The organism is Bradyrhizobium zhengyangense, assembly GCF_022012435.1.
Taxonomy (GTDB): Bacteria; Pseudomonadota; Alphaproteobacteria; order Rhizobiales; family Xanthobacteraceae; genus Bradyrhizobium; species Bradyrhizobium zhengyangense.
The window spans coordinates 1-20,424 of record NZ_JAKLUA010000028.1 but is presented as its reverse complement, the minus strand read 5'-3'; the positions used below and the strand labels follow the sequence as shown (position 1 = coordinate 20,424).

The window sequence follows — 20,424 nt, the reverse complement described above, 5'->3', positions numbered from 1 at the left end:
CAGCCGCACGCGATTCGACGATTTTGAATCTTCCTCAGCACGCGGTGCGCGCAGCAATCCTGTCGGCCCTTGGGCGATCTGAGGTCGGCGGGGTCATATCTCGCGCCCAGCAGCAGGATATTCGCGCAAACTACCACTTCGCGTGCTAGAATGACATTGGTGATATCAGGGATTCGCGCGCATGGCGGGCGAGCGGTGAGCGTTGTGGCTCCGCGCCGCCGCCATCTCCGGTAGATCGCGCTCGTATCAGAACTCAATGGTAGCAAGGAACGGCCGAGAGGCGCTAATGTGGCGGATCATCGTCGTCTGCCTGTCGCTGTTTGCAGCCGGCGCATCCCAGGCGCAGTCGGTGATCCGGCTGGCCCGGATCGCCGACATCCCGGATCAATATGTCGGCGGCGAAATGCTGCGCACCGTCTACGCCAAGCTGAACATCAAGCTCGAATTCGTAGACGTCCCCGGCAAGCGGGCGCTCGCGCTGTCTAGCGCCGGCGAGGTCGACGGCGAAATCCAGCGCATCGGAACGCTGTCGCGCGATTACCCGACGCTGCTGCAGGTGACGCCCTCGATCAACTACATCGAGCCGGCCGTGTTCACCACCAAACTCCATTTCGTCGTGGACGGTTGGAATTCGATCCGGGACTACCGCATCGGCATCGTCCGCGGCGTCGGCTCGTCGGAAGCCGGCACGCGCGGCATGGACCGCGTCACGGCAACCACCGGCATCGAGAACATGATCACGATGCTGGATGCGGATCGTTTCGACGTGATGGTCACCGACCTCTTCAGCGGGCTGGTCGCGGTCCGCAAGCTCAATCTGCAAGCGAGAATCTATCCGCTCTCGCCGCCGCTGGAGCGTATCCGCATCTTCCATTATCTGCACGAAAGCCACCGCGACCTGGTGCCGAAGGTTGGACAGGTGATTGCGCAGATGGAGGCGAGCGGCGAGCTGGCGACGCTGCGTGAGGCGCTCGTCAAGCAGGTGCTGAACACGCCCTGACGATGCCGGCTGAAAGCGCGATTCAAAATCCGAAGATGGCGAGCACGGACGCGCGCTTGCCGCGGCGGCTCTCGACAATGCGTTCGCCGCCGTTCTCGACCGAGCTGCCGTAGTAGCGGTGATGGCCTGCCTGGTCATGCAGATCAGCCGGCTCCGACTTCCCCGCCCGCCGCGCGTCGCAGATGATCTTGATGGTCGACATGGCCGCCTCCGAGTCCTTGATTGCTCTTGGTGGCCATCAGTCGCCCCGCGTTTGGCCGGCGTTCACGGTGCCGGGCCGCAATCGGGTTTCAGAATGGTTTCGTCAGCATCGCCGTGACGCAATATTTTGCGCACCGGCCATTGCCGGCATCGGCGGCGGTGATACATCCTTCCGGTTGCGCGCCAAAAAAACAAGCGAGGTGAGAATGCTTTACGCGATCCTGGCCTACCACGTGGAAGACGAGCTTTCGGCATGGACGCCGCAGCAGGACGCCGCGGTCGTCGCCAAGGTCATCGAGGTTCAGGCACCCTTGCGGGCCAGCGGACATCTCGGGCCGGCCGCTCGTCTGGATGACACCAAAAAGGCCCGGACCTTGCGCGGCCCAGGCGCAGGCATGGTGCTGGATGGCCCGTTTGCCGAGACCAAGGAGCAGCTTCTCGGCTTCCACCTCGTCAACTACGACACGGATGAAGAGGCGATCGCGGCGGCGCGGAAGCTGCGTGAGGTCAACCCGAGTGCGGTCTACGAGATCCGGCCGGTCAAGCTTTACGTGCCGGCCGACGGGTTCGGTGCGACACCGTCAAAGGGATGACCGACAGCCGCGCCGTCAGGTCTTGCCGGCCGCCGCCGTATCCAGGCGGCGGCGGATCAGCAGTCCGCCAAAAGCCAGGAACCAGAAATAGGATGCGTATTGCGGGGCAAACGCAGCCACGATGGTTCCCGGCAAAAATACGGCCAGCGGAAACAGGGCTGCGATCAGCTGGTGGCGGAAGCCGTGCATCACGAGCCACCACAGGGCGGCATTGAGGCCGGCGATGACAGTGAGATGCAGGCCAAACAGCACGGCCACGGCGCTGCTTGCGCCGTAATTGCCGTAAAGGCCGTTGGTCACCGGCAAGAGCACGATCGACAGCAGGAACAAAAGGTTGAGCAGCACAATATGGCGGCCCGCCTCCGGCTGGCGGGCGAGCCGGCGGTGATGGCTGATCCAGAACACGCCCGCGATGATGAAGCTCAGGATCAATCCGGTCAGGCGCCCGGAATAAAGCTGAGCGAGATCGCTCCAGGTGGGCATGGCCTTGAACTCGCCGGCCTTGGGCAGATCGTTGGCGAGCAGTGTCATCGCCACACCAAAGATGGTGTTGCTCAGCGATTCCAGCCGGCGCATCTCGAAAAGGTCGGGCGTGGGATCGGCCATGTCTGCAATCCGCGTCTGCAATCCGTCCGGACTGGAACTTGAGCTGCCCTCTCCCCTAAATCCTCAGGCGACTGGCGTCCAGCCGCATTGCGATTCGGCGGGGGATCGTTGATTCTGACCACTTCATCGGGGCGATTCGTGACGTCATATCTGGACACGCTCAATGCGGAGCAGCGCCGCGCCGTAGAGCATGGCGTGGCCGATGGCGCGACCGTGGGCGCACCCCTGCTCGTCATTGCCGGCGCCGGTTCCGGCAAGACCAATACGCTCGCCCATCGTGTCGCGCATCTGATCGTCGCCGGCGCCGATCCCCGCCGTATCCTACTGATGACGTTCTCCCGCCGCGCCGCGGCCGAGATGGCCGGACGCGTCGAGCGCATCACCCGAAAAGTGCTGGGCGAGAACAATGCCGCGATCATGCGCGACGCGCTGACCTGGGCCGGCACCTTCCACGGCATCGGCGCGCGGCTCTTGCGCGAATATGCCGAGCGCATCGGCGTCGATCCCGCCTTCACCATCCACGACCGCGAGGATTCCGCGGACCTTATGAACCTGGTCCGGCACGAGCGTGGATTGTCGAAGACCGAGAGCCGCTTCCCGGCCAAGGGCACATGCTTGTCGATCTACTCGCGCTGCGTCAATGCCGAGATGGAGATCGAGAAAGTGCTCGGTCAGCATTATCCCTGGTGCGCGGGCTGGGCGGCCGAATTGAAGGGGCTGTTCGCCGCTTACGTCGAGGCCAAGCAGGCGCAGCACGTGCTCGATTACGACGACCTCCTGCTCTATTGGTCGCAGATGATGAGCGATGCGCTGATCACCGACGAGATCGGCGGCCGCTTCGATCATGTGCTGGTCGACGAATATCAGGACACCAATCGCCTGCAATCCTCGATCCTTCTGGCGCTCAAGCCTGACGGCCGCGGGCTCACCGTCGTCGGGGACGATGCGCAGTCGATCTACTCCTTCCGCGCTGCGACCGTGCGCAACATCCTGGACTTTCCGCAGAGCTTCTCGCCGCGCGCGGAAATGATCACGCTCGACCGCAACTACCGCTCGACGCAACCCGTGCTGGCGGCGGCAAACGGCGTTATTGGCCTCGCGCGCGAGCGCTTCACCAAGAACCTCTGGACCGACCGCACCTCCACGCAAAAGCCGCAGCTCGTCACCGTCCATGACGAGGCCGACCAGGCGCGCTATATCGTCGAGCAGGTGCTGGCGAACCGCGAGCAAGGTGCGTTGCTCAAGCACCAGGCGGTACTGTTCCGGACGTCCTCGCACTCCGGCCCGCTCGAAATCGAGCTGACCCGCCGCAACATTCCGTTCGTGAAGTTCGGCGGGCTGAAATTCCTCGACGCCGCGCATGTCAAGGACGTGCTGGCCTTGCTGCGTTTCGCCGAAAATCCGCGCGACCGCGTCGCCGGTTTTCGCATCCTGCATCTATTGCCGGGCATCGGCCCAGCCACCGCGCAGCGCGTGCTCGACCAGATGGCGGAGAGTATGGACCCGCTGCACGCGCTCGCCCATCTCCCGGTGCCGGCGCGCACCGGCGATGACTGGACCAGCTTCGTCCGCACGGTCGAGAATTTGCGCTACTCGGAATGGCCTGTGGATCTCGAGCGCGTGCGGCTCTGGTATGAACCGCATCTCGATCGCATCCACGAGGATTCCGAGACACGACGCGCCGATCTGATGCAGCTCGAGCAGATCGCGAGCGGCTATTCCTCGCGCGAGAAATTCCTGACCGAGCTCACGCTCGATCCGCCTGACGCGACCAGCGACAAATCCGGACCTCCGCTCCGCGATGAGGACTATCTGATCCTCTCCACGATTCACTCAGCGAAGGGCCAGGAATGGAAGTCGGTGTACGTGCTCAACGTCGTCGACGGCTGCATGCCCTCCGATCTCGGCGCCGGCACCAGCGCCGAGCTGGAAGAAGAGCGCCGCCTGCTCTATGTCGCGATGACCCGCGCCAAGGATGATCTGCATCTCGTCGTGCCGCAGCGCTTCTTCGTGCACGGCCAGGCCGCCAAGGGCGATCGTCATGTCTACGCCTCGCGCACCCGCTTCATCCCGGAGCAGCTCGTCTATCTGTTCGAGCGTACCGCCTGGCCGAAGGCCGCTGCGGGAGCCGCGCGCACCGGATCACAGGGGCCGAAGATTGACATCGGGGCGCGGATGCGGGGGATGTGGCGGTAGACGCAAGAGGCTGGTCTCGGGATCTGCTAGGATGACTGGAACAACTGAGGTCCGAGATGAAAGCTGTCGTCGTCGAGCAATACGCGCCCATCGATCAAATCGAGCTGAAGGACATCCCGTACCCGATCATGGAGCCCGGGCAGCTGCGCATTCGGGTGGAAGCAGCCGGAATCGGCTTTGTCGACGGCTTGAAGATCGAGGGACGCTATCAGACCAAGGATCCACTGCCCTTCACTCCCGGGACTGAATTCGCTGGGGTCGTGGCCGAGGCTCCGGGCAGGCCTGGCGGCTTTCAGCCCGGCATGCGCGTGGTGGGAATGACGCGGTCGGGCGCACTTGCCGAGGAAATCGTCGTCGACCCGTCGGCGGTCTATCCTCTGCCGGACGGCGTTGCCGCCGAGGTCGCCGCCTCGTTTCGCGCCAATTATCTGACGGCGCTCTATGCGCTGAGTGCGCGCGCCACAATCGTCGCGGGTGAGCAGCTACTCGTGCTGGGGGCAGCGGGCGGCACCGGCATCGCGGCGGTGCAGATCGGCAAGCTGCTCGGCGCTCGCGTGATCGCAGCGGCGTCGACGCCGGAGAAGCGCGAATTCGCACTGGCGCACGGTGCCGATGCTGTCATCGACTACACGCAGGCCGGCTGGCGCGACACGCTGAAAGAATTGACGTCAGGACATGGCGCCGACGTGATCTTTGACCCCGTCGGCGGCGACATCTCGGTGCAGGCCTTTCGCTCGATCGCCTGGCGCGGGCGCCACCTGGTGGTCGGCTTTGCCGGCGGTGCGATCCCCGCGCTGCCGTTCAATCTGCCGCTGCTGAAGGGCGGCGCCCTGCTGGGTGTCGACCTCGCGCAGATCCCCACACGCGAGCCCGATGTGCAGAAGCGCCTGATGGCGCAGCTGACCGGCTGGCTCGCCGACGGCAAGCTGAAGCCCGTCGTCGGCCGCGTCTTCTCGCTGGAAGACTTTCGCGAGGCGTTCAGGACGATGCAGACACGCGGGGCGCTCGGCAAGATGGTCGTGCGCATCTCGAAATAGACGCACAAACGGAAACCGAGCATTTCCGGAATGCAGCCTTGTGACGTCGCGGCTATCAATTAAATCTGGTCGATCCTCCCCACAGAGACCTGATCGATGACCGCACCGCTCGAATTCGGAATGGATACCTTTGGCGACGTCACCAAGGACGCCACCGGCAACATGCTTCCGCATGCGCAGGTGATCCGCAACGTCGTCGACGAGGCAGTGCTGGCCGACGAGCTCGGCCTCGACTTCATCGGCCTCGGCGAACACCACCGTTCTGATTTTGCGATCTCCTCGCCGGAGACCGTGCTCGCGGCGGTCGCCTCGCGCACCAAGCGCATTCATCTCGGCTCAGCGGTAACGGTGCTGAGCTCGGACGATCCGATCCGCGTGTTCCAGCGCTTTGCGACGCTGGATGCACTTTCCAATGGACGCGCCGAGGTCATCCTCGGCCGCGGCTCGTTCACGGAGTCCTTCCCGCTGTTTGGCTTCGACCTGCGCAAATACCAAGAGCTGTTCGAGGAAAAACTCGATCTGTTCGCCGCATTGCTGGCGCAGAATCCGGTGACGTGGCAAGGCAAGCTGCGCCCGCCGCTGAAGGAGCAGCTGGTCTATCCGCCGGTCGAGAACGGCCAGCTCAAAACCTGGATCGGCGTCGGCGGCAGTCCGAAATCGGTGGTGCGCGCCGCGCATTACGATCTGCCCCTGATGCTCGCCATCATCGGCGGCGATCCAGAGCGCTTCGCGCCTTACGTCGATCTCTATCACCGTGCCTTCAAGGAGTTCGGCCGTCCGGCGCAGTCGATCGGCGTCCATTCGCCCGGCTATGTCGCCGAAACGGATGAGCAGGCGCGCGAGGAGCTGTGGCCCGACTACAAGGCGATGCGCGACCGCATCGGCCGCGAGCGCGGCTGGCCGCCGATGGGTCGCGACGAGTTCGTCAGCGAGGCCGAGCACGGCTCGCTCTATGTGGGCTCACCGGAAACGGTGGCGCGCAAGATCGCGAAGACGGCCAAGGCGCTCGGCATTGCGCGGTTTCAGCTGAAATATTCGGCGGGGCCGCTGCCGCACGAAAAGCTGATGAAGGGCATCGAGCTTTACGGGCGGAAGGTGGTGCCGATGGTCAGGGAGATGCTCGCCTGAAGCTCCCGTTTGATCCACGTCAAGCCGCATGCGGGCGATTTCCGGGTAGAAGCGGATTCCGGCGCATCTCAGGGCAGGCAGACGAATGACATCTCTTCCCCGGCAGTCCCGGCAGGCTCGCGCTCGAAAGAATGACGTCAAGCCGGTCCGGCGGGCCAAATCAGCGGCCGCGCGGACGCAAGCGATCGAGCTTACTCCGATCGAGCGCTCCTTCGCCGAGCAATCATCCGCCGGCGCATTGCAGGCCGAGATGGCCGCACTCGACAGCGTCTTGACGGGGCCGCCGGCCCTCGGACCGGATAGCGAGCCGGTACAAGCCATTCTCACGGGCGCGGCGCCCGACGATGCGAAGCATCTGCAGGCGCTTCTGGTTGGCAAGGAAGCCAAGCGTGCCAAGCGGACCACCAGCGACGAGTTGGCCGACGACTGGCGGTTTGGCGGCTACCCTTACAAGTCCCGGATGTACCGCCGCGACTACGAAGAGCAGAAGTTCGTTCTTCAGACAGAGTTGTTGAAGCTGCAAAATTGGATGAAAGAGAGCAGGCAACGCCTCGTTCTTCTGTTCGAGGGCCGCGACGCGGCCGGTAAAGGCGGCGCAATCAAGCGTTTCATGGAGCATCTCAACCCGCGCGGCGCCCGCGTCGTGGCCCTGGAAAAGCCAAGCGATGTCGAACGCGGGCAATGGTATTTCCAGCGCTATGTGCAGCATCTGCCGACCGCCGGCGAGATCGTGCTGTTTGACCGCAGCTGGTACAATCGTGCTGGCGTCGAGCGCGTCATGAGCTTCTGCTCGCCGACGGAATACGATGAATTCCTGCGCCAGGTTCCGGAATTCGAACGCAACCTCGTTCGCAGCGGCCTGCATCTCATCAAGTTCTGGTTCTCCGTCAGCCGCGAGGAGCAGCGGCGCCGCTTCAAGGAGCGTGAGGGCCATCCGCTGAAGCAGTGGAAGCTGTCGCCGATCGATCTCGCCTCGCTCGACAAATGGGACGACTACACGCGGGCCAAGGAAGGCATGTTCTTCCACACAGACACGGCGGACTGCCCGTGGATCGTCATCAAGTCCGACGACAAGAAGCGCGCGCGGCTCAATGCGATGCGCTACGTGCTGCATGCGATGCCCTATGCCGGCAAGGACACCAAGCGGATCGGAATGGTCGACGATCTCCTGGTCGGGCGCGCCAACGTGATCCACGAGCGCGAAGAGCACGCAAGATAGGAAGAGAACGGCCGATATTCGGCGTAACAGCGAGCGAACGGCAAATGTTTGCCGCGCCTCACTGCCCGCTCGGTGGGGCGATCACCGCACGGCCGCTCATGCCGGCCATCAGTTCCGGCGCGGTCTGCGAGATCTCGCCGATCACCTTGATGGTCTGGCTGACGGGGTCGACCCGCCCGCTGAGCCTCGTCACCTTTGCGGTATAGGATTTCTCGGTCTCGTGGATTTCGACCTTGAAAGCCATGCCGGGCTTGAGCCAGGCGAGCCAGCGCGACGGCGCGATCAATTCGACCTCGAGGCCGTGGTCATCGAGGATGTCGAGCAGAGGTTGGCCGGCATTGGTGTACTGGAATTCGCGCGCCTTCTGGTCCACAGCAATGCCGTCGAAGGGTGCGATGATGGTGCATTTGGCCACCGCGGCTTCGGCGGCGGAGCGATCGGCCTTGGCCTTCTCGACCTCCGCGGCCGCGATATCGAGCTCGAGCTGGCCGGTCGACTTCAGCTGCATCAGCCGCTGGTTGATGACGAAGGTTTTCTCAGCCTGGGTCAGCACCGCCTGGGCATGCGCCAGCTGCGCCTTCTGGGCGGCACAGTCAAAAGCCACGAGAACATCGCCCTTTTTGAAGCGCTCGCCGACCCGGGTCGCGATGCGATCGATCCGCGCCGCCATCTCGCTCGATAGCGTGGTGTATTGGCGCGGCGTGAGCTGGGCGCGAATTTCCTGGCCCGATTCCAGCACGGCAGCATCCGGGCCATCAGGCAGAGCCTGGGCACGCGCGCCTGGTGCCGAGACGCCGAGGAGGACCGCCAGTGCAGCGAGCCGAGCAAAGCGGCGCTTCACGCCGCGGCGTCGCGTGGGCAGATTGACTGCTCGATCTGCCCCGCATTTCTGCTCATGCGCCGGCATCGCCCCTGCTCAGTTGACGCCGGTCTTCTGATCGGACGCCGGAGGTGCAGCCGTGGTGGCGGTGGCGACGCTGGATGGCGCGGCGCTCGGCGGAACGGTCTTGGCGGTCTCCGACTTGACCGTTTCTGACTTCACCGCTTCCGGCTTGGCGGTTTCCGGCTTGGTCGTTGCAGTCTTGGCGGTTGCCGTGCTGGCAACGTCGGACGGCGCGGCGCCCTGCCCTGCATCCGCCACCGGCTCAGCGATCTGGCCGCGCTGCCATTCCAGCATGCCGCGCCTGATCTCCCTGGACAGCTCGATGACGTCATAGGAAGCGGCCGCGCTCGGCACCGGATCGACGCCCAGCGTCGCATAGATGCGTCCGAGTGCAGCCTGCGCCTCGGCATAGGCCTGGTACCGCCGCAGTTCAGAGAACACGGCTGGTCACCGATCGTGCTGGTCATCATATCGCGATCGTCGATTGGGCGATCGTGCCAGAGATGCGCGGCCGCGGCATCGGCACGGCGATCCTGCAGTCCCTCATGGAGGAAGCGCGACAGACAAACCGCGAGATCCGCCTCAAGGTCGCATCCAGCAACCCCGCGGCACTGCGGCTCTATCTGCGTCTCGGCTTCGCGCCGGTCGGTGCGCTTCCGCTCTATACCGAGCTCGCATGGAGCGTCGACGGATCGCAACGAAGGGTAGAATGAGCCGGTACACAGCCCGCCTGCGCCCTTCGGGCTACGGCGCGGCAGCCTTCGCTAGCTTCGCGACGAGCATCTGGGCTGGCCTGCCGAGCCGTAGCTCGCGAAGCGAGCGAAGGCTGGTGGGGGAGGCAGGACTCGAACCTGCGAAGCCATGAGGCGGCTGATTTACAGTCAGCTCCCTTTGCCACTCGGGACACTCCCCCGCTCGACGGCAGCACAATCGGGCCGGACCTTGCCGGCGGACCGAAGACGGCCATGGAACGTGAAGGCCGCGACAGCCCGGATGGGGGCGCGACCGGGCGCGTTTATGGGCGATGCGGTGGGGCAAAGTCAACCGAGGCGAACAGCTAAAATCGCCCTTGAAGGCACCCAAATTGCCATATTCCGGCACCCGTGACACAAGCGAGCCCATGAAGGACAAAAAGATTGCCCCGAGGGGGCCCCGTGGCGGGGCTAAGCCCTTCAACAGAACAGGAAAATCGGCTGGCCGGCCGGCCTGGCGCGAGCGCGATTCGCACCCCGATAGGCCCGTCATTCTCTACGGCTGGCACACCGTCACCATGGCGCTCGCAAACCCGCAGCGGCGGATCCGCAAGCTGACGCTGACCGAGAACGCCGCACGGCGCCTGGCCGATGAAAACATCCAAACCCGGATCGCGCCCGAGATCGTCCGTCCCCAGGAGATCGACCGCCTGCTCTCGCCCGATGCCGTGCATCAGGGGCTGCTCGCCGAGGCCGATCCCCTGCCCTCGCCCGACATCGAGACTTTGAAGCAGGAAGGCATGGTGCTGGTGCTCGACCAGATCACCGATCCGCACAATGTCGGCGCCATCCTGCGCTCGGCCGCGGCGTTCGCGGTGAAGGCGATCGTCACGACCGCGCGTCACAGTCCGGAAGCAACCGGCGTGCTCGCCAAGGCCGCCTCCGGCGCGCTGGAGCTGGTGCCCATGGTCACGGTGCAAAACCTCGCCCGTGCGCTGACCGCCCTGAACGAGCGCGGCTTCCAGACCGTCGGCCTCGACAGCGAGGGCAGCGCGGATCTCTCTGACGTGACCTTGCGCGAGCCGCTCGCCCTGGTGCTCGGCGCCGAGGGCAAGGGCCTCAGGCAATTGACGCGTGAGACCTGCAGCGTCGTGGCACGGCTCGACATGCCCGGCGAGATCAAGAGCCTCAACGTCTCGAATGCCGCCGTGCTTTCGCTTTATGTCGGTGCTGTCAGGCTGGGGCTGATGAAGCGCTAAAAAGCAAAGCGCCCGTCCGCATCCACGCGAACGGGCGCTTCGTTGGCTCAGCCGATCAGAGATCAGTAATAGCGGCGCAGCACGCGATGGCCGCCATAGTACGGCGCGTAGCGATGGGCGTAGCCATAGCGCCGACCGTAGCCGTAATGCGGGCGCGGCAGATAGCCGTAGCGCGGGCCGTAGCCGTAGCGATACGGACGGTAGTACGGGCGGTGATGATAGGCGTACGGCGCAACGGCAGCCGCGCGATAGCCATAGCCGTAGCCATAATTGGCGGGCGCGACGACCGCGTCTTCCTGGTAGGTCGGGGTCGGCGCGAAGGCACCCGGACCGGTGTAGGTCGGGCCCTGGTTGACGTAGTAATACTGCGAGGTCGGCTCGGCGAGGCGCTCATAGCCATAACCATAGCCGGCGCCGTAGCCATAACCGCCGCAACCGGTGTTGCAGCCGGAATAGACCGGGGCAACCGGCTGGCACGGGTTGAAGCCGCAGGCCATCGCGGGCGCAGCGCCCACAAACATCACGGCAGCTGCCGCGACCAGTCCTGAAATCATCTGACGCATTACTCTCTCCTGTTGATTTCCGTCTTGTTGTCTGACGTTTCTTAACCCGGCGGCCTGCCGGGCATTCCTGTACGCGGCCGTGGCCGTGGTGGTCGCGGCTGGTCGTTGATCTCCGGCGCGAGGATCACCGGCGGCGGGTTGACCGGCACATCCATCTGTGGCGGCAGCGGCGCCGACGATGCGCCCCAGCTCTGGTGGTAGTTCTCCGCGGGCTTTGGCAATTTGCGGTTCGCGGGCGGCTCGACCTCGAGGCGGCCGTAGCCGGGCTGCAGGCCCAGGCTCGGATAATAATGGCCGACGTCGGAGGGCTGCCGTTCCGGGACGTACACCCCGCCATAGATCGTGGGCTGCACCTGGACGTTCTTGCCCAGGCCCCAGACACCTTCGACCACGGCGTAGGACGCATCGATATTGTTGATGATGATGGGCACGCCGGGACGGCCGGGCACGACGATGTCGAAGCCGCCGCCGGCAAAGGCCGTCGCGGGCAGTCCGATCAGAAAGATTGCGAGCGCGGATGCGCGCATGAAAGAGTCCCGGTTATCCGGCCCGCAAACTATCCGATCGCGACGCAGAGAGGGTTAAGGACAGCTGACCAAATTCAGGTAAGCCTAACGCGTAAGGATCTCGCACTGCTCAAATGCCGTGACGCGCACTAGCGAAGTGTTAACGGGACACGCCATCCCGGCGCCGATGTGCCTGCAGTTGCGCGGCATAGACTTCACATCCTGGGCGCGCTCACGTCGATGTGACCCCAGCTGCGAAGAAGGTGCGGAACGACTACCGCAGGTCGTACTTAGCACTGATCTCAACAAACGTGGAGGAAGTGCCATGACGAGCCTGAAGCTAGTTGGCTTGGCCGCAATCGTCGCGTCTGCGCTGGCGACGCCAGCCCTCGCGCAAACCGCGGCTGACAATGCGGCCCGCTGCGCAGGTCTCTTCCAGGATCCCAGCTGCCAGAATCTCGGTCCAGGCCATCCCGCCAATGACCGCGCCTATCGCCGCCGGCACATGGCGCATCGGCAGATGAATCCGAATGATGGAACACAATCGGGATTCGCGCCGCTCGACGCCGCGGATGCAGTGGCCGGCGCTGCCGTCGGTACCGCGGCAGCGGTCGCCAGCGCCCCGTTCCAGGGCTGGGGCAATTCCTACGCGAGCTACGACCGCGGCGGACCTGCCTGGTACGGCGACTGGAACGCTTATGCCGCCCGCAACGGCATCGTGTGCAGACCCGGCACCTGGTTCAAGGGCGATGACGGCCGGCAGCACCTCTGCCAGTAAGGCCCGATGTCAGGCGAAATGGTTCAGGCGGCCGAGGGGCCGCCTGTTTCATGCCGGGTAAATCGCCGCCGCGGGTTCTGGCACTTGGCAAACAAGTCTGGTATTGCGACGCGCGGACGGGCGGCCCGGCACATGCTGGCCCCTGCCCGCTTCCTCAAGCGCGTCGCCGGCTTAGCTCAGCGGTAGAGCAGCGGTTTTGTAAACCGAAGGTCGGGGGTTCAATCCCCTCAGCCGGCACCATTGGTTTAGCCGACACAACGGACTTACCTATGCGGGCCGATCTGCCCCCCATAGTTAAGGCCGCCTGCACGGCCTCAGGGCGCCCAACGGGCGCCCCAATCAATGCTGCCAGCCGGCCACGGGTTTCCACTGTGTAAGGCTCACCGGGCTTTCTGGGCAGCACCACGACGCTTTCAACTAGCTCCCGAAAGCTGGCCGCGATTTGAGGGTCTGCGCGATCCCCAGCACCGGCGATTTGCTCCAAATTCTGCCTAAAGCGAGCCACGGCAGTGGGATGCAGGTCTACCGAAACGATCTTCTCGTCTGCCGTTGCCAACTCCCGCTCTAACCGCGCCTTCTCAGCGCGTTGAGGCTCCAGCCGAGAAGCAATTTCCTCCATTCCGAGGAGCCCCTTCTCGACGGCGGCAATCAAGTTGTCGATTGCCTTCTGACAGCCCACAATCTGCGCCGTGATCTTTGTCCTATCGCGGCGCGCGCTCGCGGATAGCGCCCTCCTCTCGGCGAGATAGGCTTCGACAAACTTGCCCATTTGCTTGGGGTTGTCGATCTGCGCTTTCAGCCGGGTAAGAACAAGCCCCTCGATTTTCTCGACATAGTACCGCGTGCCGTTGTCGCAGGAACCGCTTTCCCGATGGCGCGTGCATTGGACGCGCGGGCCGGAGCGGTCATGGCCCATCAACGACATGCCGGAACCGCAGGCACCGCAGCAGAGCAAACCAGACAGAAGGCGGGTAGACTTAGGCCGCCTGCGAGAGGCAGGCGTTCCAGCCTCAAGGCGTCGTGCTCGGACCGCGTCGAACAGTTCGTCGTCAAGGATGCGCAACGCATGCACCTCCTGAACAACCCACTCGCTTTCAGGATTGGTTCGGGTCACGCGTCGCGCGGTTTTTGGGTCTTTAATCGACCGCCTCTTGTTCCAAACCACACGACCCACGTACCGCTCGTTTAGAAGTAAGCCCTGCCCGCGCGCGGTGTTGCCGTTGATCGTGGAAGCGTTCCACTTACCGCCACGAGGCGCGGGAATGTTGTCCGCATTCAGCCCTGCAGCTATGGCGCGCGGCGACGAACCGGCAGCGTATTCTTCGAAGATGCGCTGCACGATTGCGGAGGTCTCCGGATTGATATCGAGAACGCCGGCTTCGCCCTTTCGTGGTGTGTAGCCGTATAGATCGCCGCCCGCACTACGCCCCTGACGAACTACGCCACCGAGTCCGCGCCTAACCTTCTGAGCAAGCCCCTTCAAGAACAAGGCGCTCATGGTGCCTTTGACACCAATGTGCATTTCATTGATCAGACCGTCAGCCATCGTATGAATCTCCACTTCCGCGAAATTCATATCTTCGAATAGCTGTGCAATATCCGACTGGCTACGCGACAGTCTGTCTAGGTCTTCCGATAGGATAATATCGAACGATCCTGCGTGCGCTTCACTGACCATCTTTGCGAACTGGGGCCGACCAAAAATCGAAGCACCCGACGCGGCGCGATCATAGAAGTTTCCTACGACCTTCCAGCCCTGCTTCGCTGCAAACTTTTCGCAGACAGCAATTTGGTCTTCGATAGACCTATCGTTTTGCAAGTCAGACGAATAACGCGAGTAGATCGCGGCCCGCTTAGTGGATCGTGTTGTCATCGGCTGCGCTCATTGCCTGAAGGTGGTCGATACGGGCTTGGTTGCGGGCGAGCGCAATTACGAACTGATCCAACGCGGTTTCCAGGTGAGCATCTAAGACGGCGCTCCCGGCAAACAAAAAGGCCGGAGAAACATTGTTATTGGCCGGTGTCGGCAATTGATTTGGCTGCATATTTTCTCCAATAATCGTCCGATTCATTATCCGACGATTGGTCGGATTTCAATGTGTCCGCAGAAATAATGGTTGAGCGAGATTTCTCCCTGTTGGCAGCGCAGATTAGGGCCGCGCGCGGGTTGCTTGGTTGGTCGCAGGATTACCTATCCAAAGGCTGCAAGATACATCGCAGCACGCTAGCCGATCTTGAAACTGGCAAGCGCGAGCCGCATGAAGCGACGCTGTTGGTTCTAATGAGCGAGCTAGCCGCAGCGGGTGTCGTCTTCACAGAGACAGGCGTTGAGTTTCGGAAGTGGCCGCCGAAGGCTTATGTGCCAGCCGGTATCAAGAACCCGAAGAAGAAGTGATCGCCTGCAGGACGGCCTGTCCCGAGACACCACGCCAAACCGAAAACGGAAAAACCCTAGCTCCGGCCAGAGCTAGGGCTTCATTTCCAGAAGGTGCGTTCAGCAGGATGGGGCCAGCAGAACGCGCCTGCACTCTCTCACGTTCCACGTTCAAGCTAACTCATCGTTACTATGCGCAGAGCGCAAAGCCCGGACCCCGCAGATGCTGCCAATTTTCGATAATCGGCAGTATTCGACCGGAGGTGCGCTCGGAATTCCAAAACCTTAAGGTGCCCGCTTTTTAAGGGCATTTGAATGAGGCGGGCCGATCCTCCTATTCTCATTTGCAGGCAATGCAGGCGGCCCATGGAGTACCTTGCGACACTCCCAAAGATTGCAGGTTTGCCGGCTGTGTATGCCTACCGCTGCTTGCCCTGCCTGAGGGTCGACACGATCCCTATACCAGCGCGGTAGGATTTCTGCGTACTTGGAAGGCCGCTGCCTCGAACGCAGCGTCGATTGTCGTGAACTGCACTTCTGCTCTCGCGCGCTTCGGCGTCGATGCTCTAGTGATTAGCCACATGCTGCTAGCACAGCCAGCACATTCATAGAGCTTTAGCTCGCATCCTTCAGCCATCGGAAAAGGTCGTGTCCCCGAGGGTGGTGTAGCTGGGTAGAGCAAAGCCGCCCGGACGCGCGCCCCCAAATAGCGCCGTAGCGGGCGGGCGGCTTTGCGGTGGTCACCGGCAGTTCTCCGGTAGGATCGGGTTGCGACACGCCAACGCAACCGAGGAACCACCGATGACCGACGACATGATGAACCTGCGCACGCTCGTGGAGAAGACCCCTGATGCCGATCTCTTGCGCGAGATGATTGGCTTTGCTGCCCAGCGCCTGATGGAGCTGGAAGTCGAAGGCCAGACCGGGGCGGCTTACGGCGAGAAGAACCCCGAGCGTCTGGCCCAGCGCAACGGTTACCGCGACCGGATCTGGGAGACCCGGGCCGGCACGGTCGAGCTTCGCATCCCCAAGCTGCGCAAGGGCTCCTATTTCCCGGGCTTCCTGGAGCCGCGCCGCATGGCCGAGAAGGCGCTCACCGCCGTGGTGCAGGAAGCCTATGTGCAGGGCGTCTCGACCCGCTCGGTGGACGACCTGGTGCAGGCGATGGGCATGACCGGCATCTCCAAGAGCCAGGTCAGCCGGCTGTGCGGCGAGATCGACGACAAGGTGAAGGCCTTCCTCGCCCGTCCGATCGAGGGCGACTGGCCCTATCTGTGGATCGATGCAACCTACGTGAAGGTGCGGCAGAATGGCCGCATCGTCTCGGTCGCAGTGATCGTCGCCGTCGGCGTCAACAGTGACGGCCGGCGCGAGGTTCTCGGCATGGATATCGGCCCGTCCGAAGCCGAGACGTTCTGGACCGCGTTCCTGCGCAAGCTCGCCCGCCGCGGCCTGCGCGGCGTCAAGCTGGTCGTCTCCGACGCCCATGAGGGCATCAAGGCCACCGTCGCCAAGGTGCTCAATGCCAGCTGGCAACGCTGCCGCGTGCACTTCATGCGCAACGCATTGGCCCATGCCGGCAAGAGCGGACGACGCGTCGTCTCAGCCTTCATCGCCACGGCCTTTGCCCAGGACGATGCCGAGGCGGCCCGGGCGCAATGGCGGAAGGTCGCCGATCAGCTCCGCCCCAAGCTGCCCAAGCTTGCCAGCTTCCTCGATGAGGCCGAGACCGATGTGCTCGCTTATATGACCTTCCCGCCGCAGCATCGAACCAAGCTGCACTCGACTAACCCAATCGAGCGCCTCAACGGCGAGATCAAGCGGCGGACCGAGGTGGTCGGCATCTTCCCCAATGAAGATGCGATCGTGCGACTGATCGGCGCGATCCTGCTCGAGCAGAACGATGAATGGGCCGTCCAGCGAGCCCGCTACATGACACTGGAAACCATCGCGCCATTGAGCGATGATCCAACCGTCAGCCTTCCGGCGATCGCCAGCTGACCTGCCCGGCTCCTGCCGGTGAATGCGGTGCCCCGACGCCAGCTACACCACGCAACGGGACACGATCATCGGAAAAAGCGCAATCAGCGCTCTGGCTCGGCAGCAAACGATGCATCCGGCTTCGCCGTGCACGCGAGTCCCCCCAATTCCGACCCCAACCAAAAGAAGTCTGAGTCTGGAATCGAGAGCAATGCCGTACAGCTAGTAATTCAGCGGCGTGCTAAAATCGCCACACCGACGTGTGTTCCTCTGACGGAACAACGATTTAATGTGCGACGAAATCATCCTGAAACAATCTGCCGCTTCAATCCGTACGTCCGGGAGCGAGATTTCATCCTTAAACGTATTTCACCCGGGGCTGGATTTAAGACCGATCATTTTGACCAGCGGAAAGGGTCGTCCGATCAGGCGGCCCTTTCTTCTTCGTTAGCGCTTTCCCCGCACAAGCAACGTCCAAACAGGTGACGCACCGTCCCAGCGTCGCAGGCGTCCGTCGAACCGCACTCGTACCCCAGCTTCCCGCAGCCGCTCGACGACAAGATGAAGCGCGATCACGTCGCCCTCTGCCAATTCTAAGCAGCCGCGCTTGCGAGACCACACCGCACCTGGGAAACGAAAAAGATTGTGCTTTAGCCATCGGCCGCCGCGCTTGGAGAGCGTAGCAGGTCTACCTGCGCGCCTTTCCGTGGCCTCACTCCGACATCCGGCAGGCGAAGCCAATTCGCAATCCATCCCATCTGCACCCCCAGCCCTCTCGGCTTGCACGAAGCCGAATGAACTTGTCAATTTCGACGAAGGGTCAAATAGAGTTGCAGCCCTACGCGTATCGCTGCTTGCCCTGTCGGAGGGTCGACACGATTGCCATCCCTGCCGAGACAGATCGCGCGCTCCTGACTTGGCCCGGGAACCAGTTCAGCATGGGCCCGTTCACGTCAATGACGTTCACGGTCGAAATCTACGGGACTGCCTTAGACGGTTCAGAGTGGCTTATTCACCGAACGACCGTTTGGGCCAACAACCCACTCGCAGCGCGCAAGACAGCGCACACCCTTCTAGCCGAGCGTAAGAAGGCAACACGCGCTTGCGTGATGAACGCGCAGGGGGACATCGTTTATATCGTCACCAAGTAAGCGCGACGGCCCCCAGCGCCGCGAGGGGCAGAGGAACGGGGACGCCGGCGCCGCGAGCGCGCCAACTCGAATACACTAGCGCACCAACCGCCCAACAGGACGAGCGCCGCCGTCGTTCCTACCGGCAGATGAATCCTTCGGATCGACTGTGCACTTTGGTACGTAAGAACCTCGCTACAGCGTCGCGACCCCTGCTCAGCGCAATCTTGCAATGACCGGAAGCACGCTTGTCGCGTCGGCCTCTGGCGGGCCGACTAGAGCCCAGATAGCGAGGGACAAGACAAGCGCGCTGAAAACGGTCCACGCTGCCAATCGTATCACGGCACCATCGCCATTACTGACAGATCGGCATCACTGAAGCTTGGACCGCCCGATGCAAAATAGATTGCGGCGAGTAGAACTCCTGCGAATGCGATGTAGCCGAGAATAATCAAGCCATCGTGGCTGCGAACAGAAGACGGAATGGTGTGTGCAATTGCCATGACCAAATTCCCTGTCTGAAATGGCGCTTCGTTGCGCCACACCATTTTAGGTTTGGTCTGCCAAGTCGCTGTGAAGCAATTCACAGCATTGGCGCACAAATTTTCGTCATTTATCCGTTAGTTGTATTTCCTGCAAATGCTCGCGAGTTGGATGCCGACATCAGGTCACGACTCGCCGTTGATTTTGTTGGCCGCCAGACTTAGCTCCAAATCGGTTAGCCGTTCGATCAGCCGCTCTACAATTTCTTCGCAATCAGATGGAGCGAGCGAATTCACGCCACGTGCGGCAAGCTCGCTTTCAAGAAGTTTGGCCAGCATCGCCTTCACGCTCATATGGCGCAATCCAGTTGCCATGAAAAAAGCAAACGATGAACCGCTCGTAGACAGACGCGCAATCCGTAGTAAGACGCAGATTCTTCGCGCCAACACCCTCTCGTCCTTCGACCACGCAGCATTCATAACCTGAAATTAGGAGACGACGGCTAGCCTCAGGCTGTCCGGGGACGGGTGGGATGCTCTCAACCCCCACTCGCGGATAAGGCCCCGGCTATCGCGAGTACCGGGGCCTTTGTTTTGCGCGCGGATAAATCAGTCGTCTTTAAGTGAAAGAGGCCGCCAACTGAGGCGGCCTCTTTCAGCGCCCATTTATCTGCTAATCGCATCTTATGCTTGATCCGTTGGTGGCGCACACATGCCCCCACGAATAGCCTATTCCTGACCCGTTATCATAGTACTTGAAATCAAACCCAGGAATATGGATCTGGAGGAGAAGATTCGGTTCCCCGCCCGAAATCATTTCCAGTTCGTCGCACGAAAGCAGATTGATTTCGCGTTCCATGTCTCTGTCTCCTGTTGTTCAACGAAGCGACCACCCGCCTCGTTAGGTTGAGGAGACTAGATGCCCCACCGCGCAACGTGCCGTGAGGCAGATCACTGCGCTCGGAAATAGGCCAGCGCCCCACCTCTCATAAGAACATATTGCGAACATGAACAAAACTGGTACACTCCTCGGATGCCTGTTTCCGCTTCGAGCCAGCCCGATTCCGACCACCTCGAAGCCGCGGCCGATCAGGCGATAGAAGCTTGCGGCGGAGACGCGCGTGAAGCTGTCAAAGCCTTGATCGTTGCCAACGAATTTCTTGAGCGGCGGCTAGAGGAGCTTGCTTCGCCAGGCTACGCGCGTGGTCGCGTGCTGCCGCGTGACCGAAAAGATTGGTACGATTGAATCTTAACGACTTACAAAATTCCATAAATGCGACTAGCACAGGCTTTGACTGAATCCGGCGCCCCATCAGCGAGGTCCTGAAGGTAACGCAAGAATTCATCTGCGGTATCTGCGCCAACTCGATAGCGCCGATCGGCAGGAGCCATCGGAAGCGATCAGCATCAAGACGACGAGGATCAAGAAAAAGATCGCTCGGCTGAAGCAGGAGATGAGCCGCCTGGAAGTGCTTGATGCGCAGATGCGCAACACGCCGGATCAACAGATATCGCTGACCGACCCGGATGCCCGTTCGATGGCCACCAGCGGACGCGGATCGGGTGTCGTCGGCTACAATGTCCAGGTCGCGGTGGACACCGAACACCATCTGATTGTTACGCATGAGGTCATAAACGTCGGCAACGACCGTGGGCAGCTTGCTCGGATGTCGAAGCAAGCCAAAGAAGTGCTCGAAGTGGACAAACTCGAGGCGGTCGCTGAGCGAGATCGCCGCCAGCATTTAGCCAGCGCATCGGACCAGGACAACAGCAACGCTCGCAGGAGGTCTTGGTCAT

The 20,424-nt window shown here is 62.4% G+C and carries 21 protein-coding genes, 2 tRNA genes and 2 pseudogenes; 14 read left to right on the top strand and 11 right to left on the bottom strand.

All coding sequences use genetic code 11. The annotated features are described in order from the left end of the window. The first annotated feature begins 286 nt into the window (after positions 1-286). Complete coding sequence (locus L6637_RS39075) at positions 287-1,000, top strand: substrate-binding periplasmic protein (protein ID WP_237861345.1); 714 nt, start codon at positions 287-289, stop codon at positions 998-1,000. 22 nt (positions 1,001-1,022) lie between these two features. Here L6637_RS39075 and L6637_RS39070 read toward each other — a convergent pair whose 3' ends face one another. Next, entirely contained in the window at positions 1,023-1,202 is a 180-nt protein-coding gene (locus L6637_RS39070) for a hypothetical protein (RefSeq protein WP_237861344.1), read from the bottom strand. A gap of 205 nt (positions 1,203-1,407) precedes the next feature. On the opposite strand from L6637_RS39070, the gene L6637_RS39065 reads away from it, so the two are divergent. Next, entirely contained in the window at positions 1,408-1,794 is a 387-nt protein-coding gene (locus L6637_RS39065; RefSeq protein WP_237862547.1) for a YciI family protein, read from the top strand. A gap of 15 nt (positions 1,795-1,809) precedes the next feature. Here the strand turns inward: L6637_RS39065 and L6637_RS39060 are convergent, their stop codons facing one another. Further along, on the bottom strand, positions 1,810-2,400 hold the full coding sequence (locus tag L6637_RS39060) for a TMEM175 family protein (protein WP_237861343.1): 591 nt from the start codon (positions 2,398-2,400) through the stop codon (positions 1,810-1,812). A 138-nt stretch (positions 2,401-2,538) separates the two neighbouring features. Here L6637_RS39060 and L6637_RS39055 point away from each other — a divergent pair, with 138 nt between their 5' ends. The 4 genes from L6637_RS39055 to ppk2 all read left to right on the top strand — a co-directional run bounded on the left by L6637_RS39055 (position 2,539) and on the right by ppk2 (position 7,980). Continuing rightward, entirely contained in the window at positions 2,539-4,596 is a 2,058-nt protein-coding gene (locus L6637_RS39055) for an ATP-dependent helicase (protein WP_237861342.1), read from the top strand. A gap of 56 nt (positions 4,597-4,652) precedes the next feature. After that, positions 4,653-5,633: an NADPH:quinone oxidoreductase family protein gene (locus tag L6637_RS39050; protein WP_237861341.1), complete on the top strand. Its 981-nt coding sequence runs from the start codon at positions 4,653-4,655 to the stop codon at positions 5,631-5,633. A 96-nt stretch (positions 5,634-5,729) separates the two neighbouring features. Then, positions 5,730-6,761, top strand: a complete 1,032-nt coding sequence (locus L6637_RS39045; protein ID WP_237861339.1) for an LLM class flavin-dependent oxidoreductase — start codon at positions 5,730-5,732, stop codon at positions 6,759-6,761. 85 nt (positions 6,762-6,846) lie between these two features. Beyond that, positions 6,847-7,980 (top strand): polyphosphate kinase 2, encoded by a 1,134-nt coding sequence (gene ppk2, locus L6637_RS39040; protein WP_237861338.1) that lies wholly within the window; start codon positions 6,847-6,849, stop codon positions 7,978-7,980. A gap of 58 nt (positions 7,981-8,038) precedes the next feature. Here the strand turns inward: ppk2 and L6637_RS39035 are convergent, their stop codons facing one another. Together L6637_RS39035 and L6637_RS39030 are read right to left on the bottom strand one after the other, a co-directional pair. Continuing rightward, positions 8,039-8,821: an efflux RND transporter periplasmic adaptor subunit gene (locus tag L6637_RS39035; protein ID WP_237861337.1), complete on the bottom strand. Its 783-nt coding sequence runs from the start codon at positions 8,819-8,821 to the stop codon at positions 8,039-8,041. A 75-nt stretch (positions 8,822-8,896) separates the two neighbouring features. Beyond that, a complete protein-coding gene (locus tag L6637_RS39030; protein WP_237861336.1) occupies positions 8,897-9,304 on the bottom strand; it encodes a hypothetical protein in 408 nt (135 codons plus the stop codon). Between L6637_RS39030 and L6637_RS39025 the strand changes: the two genes are divergently transcribed. Continuing rightward, positions 9,253-9,576, top strand: a complete 324-nt coding sequence (locus L6637_RS39025; RefSeq protein ID WP_271605984.1) for a GNAT family N-acetyltransferase — start codon at positions 9,253-9,255, stop codon at positions 9,574-9,576. The genes L6637_RS39030 and L6637_RS39025 overlap by 52 nt on opposite strands. 114 nt (positions 9,577-9,690) lie before the next feature. Here L6637_RS39025 and L6637_RS39020 read toward each other — a convergent pair. Further along, positions 9,691-9,776: transfer RNA gene (locus L6637_RS39020), tRNA-Tyr, on the bottom strand. Positions 9,777-9,983: 207 nt separating this feature from the next. Between L6637_RS39020 and rlmB the strand changes: the two genes are divergently transcribed. Next, positions 9,984-10,814 carry a 23S rRNA (guanosine(2251)-2'-O)-methyltransferase RlmB gene (gene rlmB / locus L6637_RS39015; protein WP_237874037.1) on the top strand — a complete coding sequence of 277 codons (831 nt, stop codon included), beginning with the start codon at positions 9,984-9,986 and terminating at the stop codon, positions 10,812-10,814. Between the two features lie 62 nt (positions 10,815-10,876). Here rlmB and L6637_RS39010 read toward each other — a convergent pair whose 3' ends face one another. Together L6637_RS39010 and L6637_RS39005 are read right to left on the bottom strand one after the other, a co-directional pair. Continuing rightward, positions 10,877-11,377 carry a hypothetical protein gene (locus L6637_RS39010; RefSeq protein ID WP_237861334.1) on the bottom strand — a complete coding sequence of 167 codons (501 nt, stop codon included), beginning with the start codon at positions 11,375-11,377 and terminating at the stop codon, positions 10,877-10,879. A 41-nt stretch (positions 11,378-11,418) separates the two neighbouring features. Then, entirely contained in the window at positions 11,419-11,904 is a 486-nt protein-coding gene (locus L6637_RS39005; RefSeq protein WP_237861333.1) for a hypothetical protein, read from the bottom strand. Between the two features lie 304 nt (positions 11,905-12,208). Here L6637_RS39005 and L6637_RS39000 point away from each other — a divergent pair, with 304 nt between their 5' ends. Together L6637_RS39000 and L6637_RS38995 are read left to right on the top strand one after the other, a co-directional pair. Next, entirely contained in the window at positions 12,209-12,661 is a 453-nt protein-coding gene (locus L6637_RS39000; RefSeq protein ID WP_237861332.1) for a hypothetical protein, read from the top strand. Between the two features lie 165 nt (positions 12,662-12,826). Then, positions 12,827-12,901: transfer RNA gene (locus L6637_RS38995), tRNA-Thr, on the top strand. Positions 12,902-13,466: 565 nt separating this feature from the next. Here the strand turns inward: L6637_RS38995 and L6637_RS42900 are convergent. Continuing rightward, positions 13,467-14,534, bottom strand: a pseudogene (locus tag L6637_RS42900) (recombinase family protein); the annotation flags it as partial. Then, positions 14,515-14,706, bottom strand: a complete 192-nt coding sequence (locus tag L6637_RS38990) for a hypothetical protein (RefSeq protein WP_237861330.1) — start codon at positions 14,704-14,706, stop codon at positions 14,515-14,517. The pseudogene L6637_RS42900 and the gene L6637_RS38990, both read right to left, overlap by 20 nt. 53 nt (positions 14,707-14,759) lie before the next feature. Here L6637_RS38990 and L6637_RS38985 point away from each other — a divergent pair, with 53 nt between their 5' ends. Then, positions 14,760-15,056 carry a helix-turn-helix domain-containing protein gene (locus tag L6637_RS38985; protein ID WP_237861328.1) on the top strand — a complete coding sequence of 99 codons (297 nt, stop codon included), beginning with the start codon at positions 14,760-14,762 and terminating at the stop codon, positions 15,054-15,056. 780 nt (positions 15,057-15,836) lie between these two features. Continuing rightward, positions 15,837-17,036: an IS256 family transposase gene (locus L6637_RS38980; protein ID WP_237861327.1), complete on the top strand. Its 1,200-nt coding sequence runs from the start codon at positions 15,837-15,839 to the stop codon at positions 17,034-17,036. Between the two features lie 1,447 nt (positions 17,037-18,483). Here the strand turns inward: L6637_RS38980 and L6637_RS38975 are convergent. Further along, complete coding sequence (locus L6637_RS38975; RefSeq protein WP_237861326.1) at positions 18,484-18,648, bottom strand: hypothetical protein; 165 nt, start codon at positions 18,646-18,648, stop codon at positions 18,484-18,486. A 165-nt stretch (positions 18,649-18,813) separates the two neighbouring features. Further along, complete coding sequence (locus L6637_RS38970; protein WP_237861325.1) at positions 18,814-18,981, bottom strand: hypothetical protein; 168 nt, start codon at positions 18,979-18,981, stop codon at positions 18,814-18,816. Between the two features lie 679 nt (positions 18,982-19,660). On the opposite strand from L6637_RS38970, the gene L6637_RS38965 reads away from it, so the two are divergent. Together L6637_RS38965 and L6637_RS38960 are read left to right on the top strand one after the other, a co-directional pair. Continuing rightward, positions 19,661-19,873, top strand: coding sequence for a hypothetical protein (locus L6637_RS38965; RefSeq protein WP_237861324.1), 213 nt, complete (start codon positions 19,661-19,663; stop codon positions 19,871-19,873). Between the two features lie 103 nt (positions 19,874-19,976). Then, positions 19,977-20,354, top strand: a pseudogene (locus tag L6637_RS38960) (IS5/IS1182 family transposase); the annotation flags it as partial. Between the last annotated feature and the right edge of the window lie 70 nt (positions 20,355-20,424).

Coding starts and splice junctions, on each gene's coding strand:
- L6637_RS39075 (WP_237861345.1), top strand. CDS start 287: ATGTGGCGGATCATCGTCGTCTGCCTGTCGCTGTTTGCAGCCGGCGCA.
- L6637_RS39070 (WP_237861344.1), bottom strand. CDS start 1,202: ATGTCGACCATCAAGATCATCTGCGACGCGCGGCGGGCGGGGAAGTCG.
- L6637_RS39065 (WP_237862547.1), top strand. CDS start 1,408: ATGCTTTACGCGATCCTGGCCTACCACGTGGAAGACGAGCTTTCGGCA.
- L6637_RS39060 (WP_237861343.1), bottom strand. CDS start 2,400: ATGGCCGATCCCACGCCCGACCTTTTCGAGATGCGCCGGCTGGAATCG.
- L6637_RS39050 (WP_237861341.1), top strand. CDS start 4,653: ATGAAAGCTGTCGTCGTCGAGCAATACGCGCCCATCGATCAAATCGAG.
- L6637_RS39045 (WP_237861339.1), top strand. CDS start 5,730: ATGACCGCACCGCTCGAATTCGGAATGGATACCTTTGGCGACGTCACC.
- ppk2 (WP_237861338.1), top strand. CDS start 6,847: ATGACATCTCTTCCCCGGCAGTCCCGGCAGGCTCGCGCTCGAAAGAAT.
- rlmB (WP_237874037.1), top strand. CDS start 9,984: ATGAAGGACAAAAAGATTGCCCCGAGGGGGCCCCGTGGCGGGGCTAAG.
- L6637_RS39010 (WP_237861334.1), bottom strand. CDS start 11,377: ATGCGTCAGATGATTTCAGGACTGGTCGCGGCAGCTGCCGTGATGTTT.
- L6637_RS39005 (WP_237861333.1), bottom strand. CDS start 11,904: ATGCGCGCATCCGCGCTCGCAATCTTTCTGATCGGACTGCCCGCGACG.
- L6637_RS39000 (WP_237861332.1), top strand. CDS start 12,209: ATGACGAGCCTGAAGCTAGTTGGCTTGGCCGCAATCGTCGCGTCTGCG.
- L6637_RS38990 (WP_237861330.1), bottom strand. CDS start 14,706: ATGCAGCCAAATCAATTGCCGACACCGGCCAATAACAATGTTTCTCCG.
- L6637_RS38980 (WP_237861327.1), top strand. CDS start 15,837: ATGACCGACGACATGATGAACCTGCGCACGCTCGTGGAGAAGACCCCT.
- L6637_RS38975 (WP_237861326.1), bottom strand. CDS start 18,648: ATGGCAATTGCACACACCATTCCGTCTTCTGTTCGCAGCCACGATGGC.
- L6637_RS38970 (WP_237861325.1), bottom strand. CDS start 18,981: ATGAGCGTGAAGGCGATGCTGGCCAAACTTCTTGAAAGCGAGCTTGCC.
- L6637_RS38965 (WP_237861324.1), top strand. CDS start 19,661: ATGCCTGTTTCCGCTTCGAGCCAGCCCGATTCCGACCACCTCGAAGCC.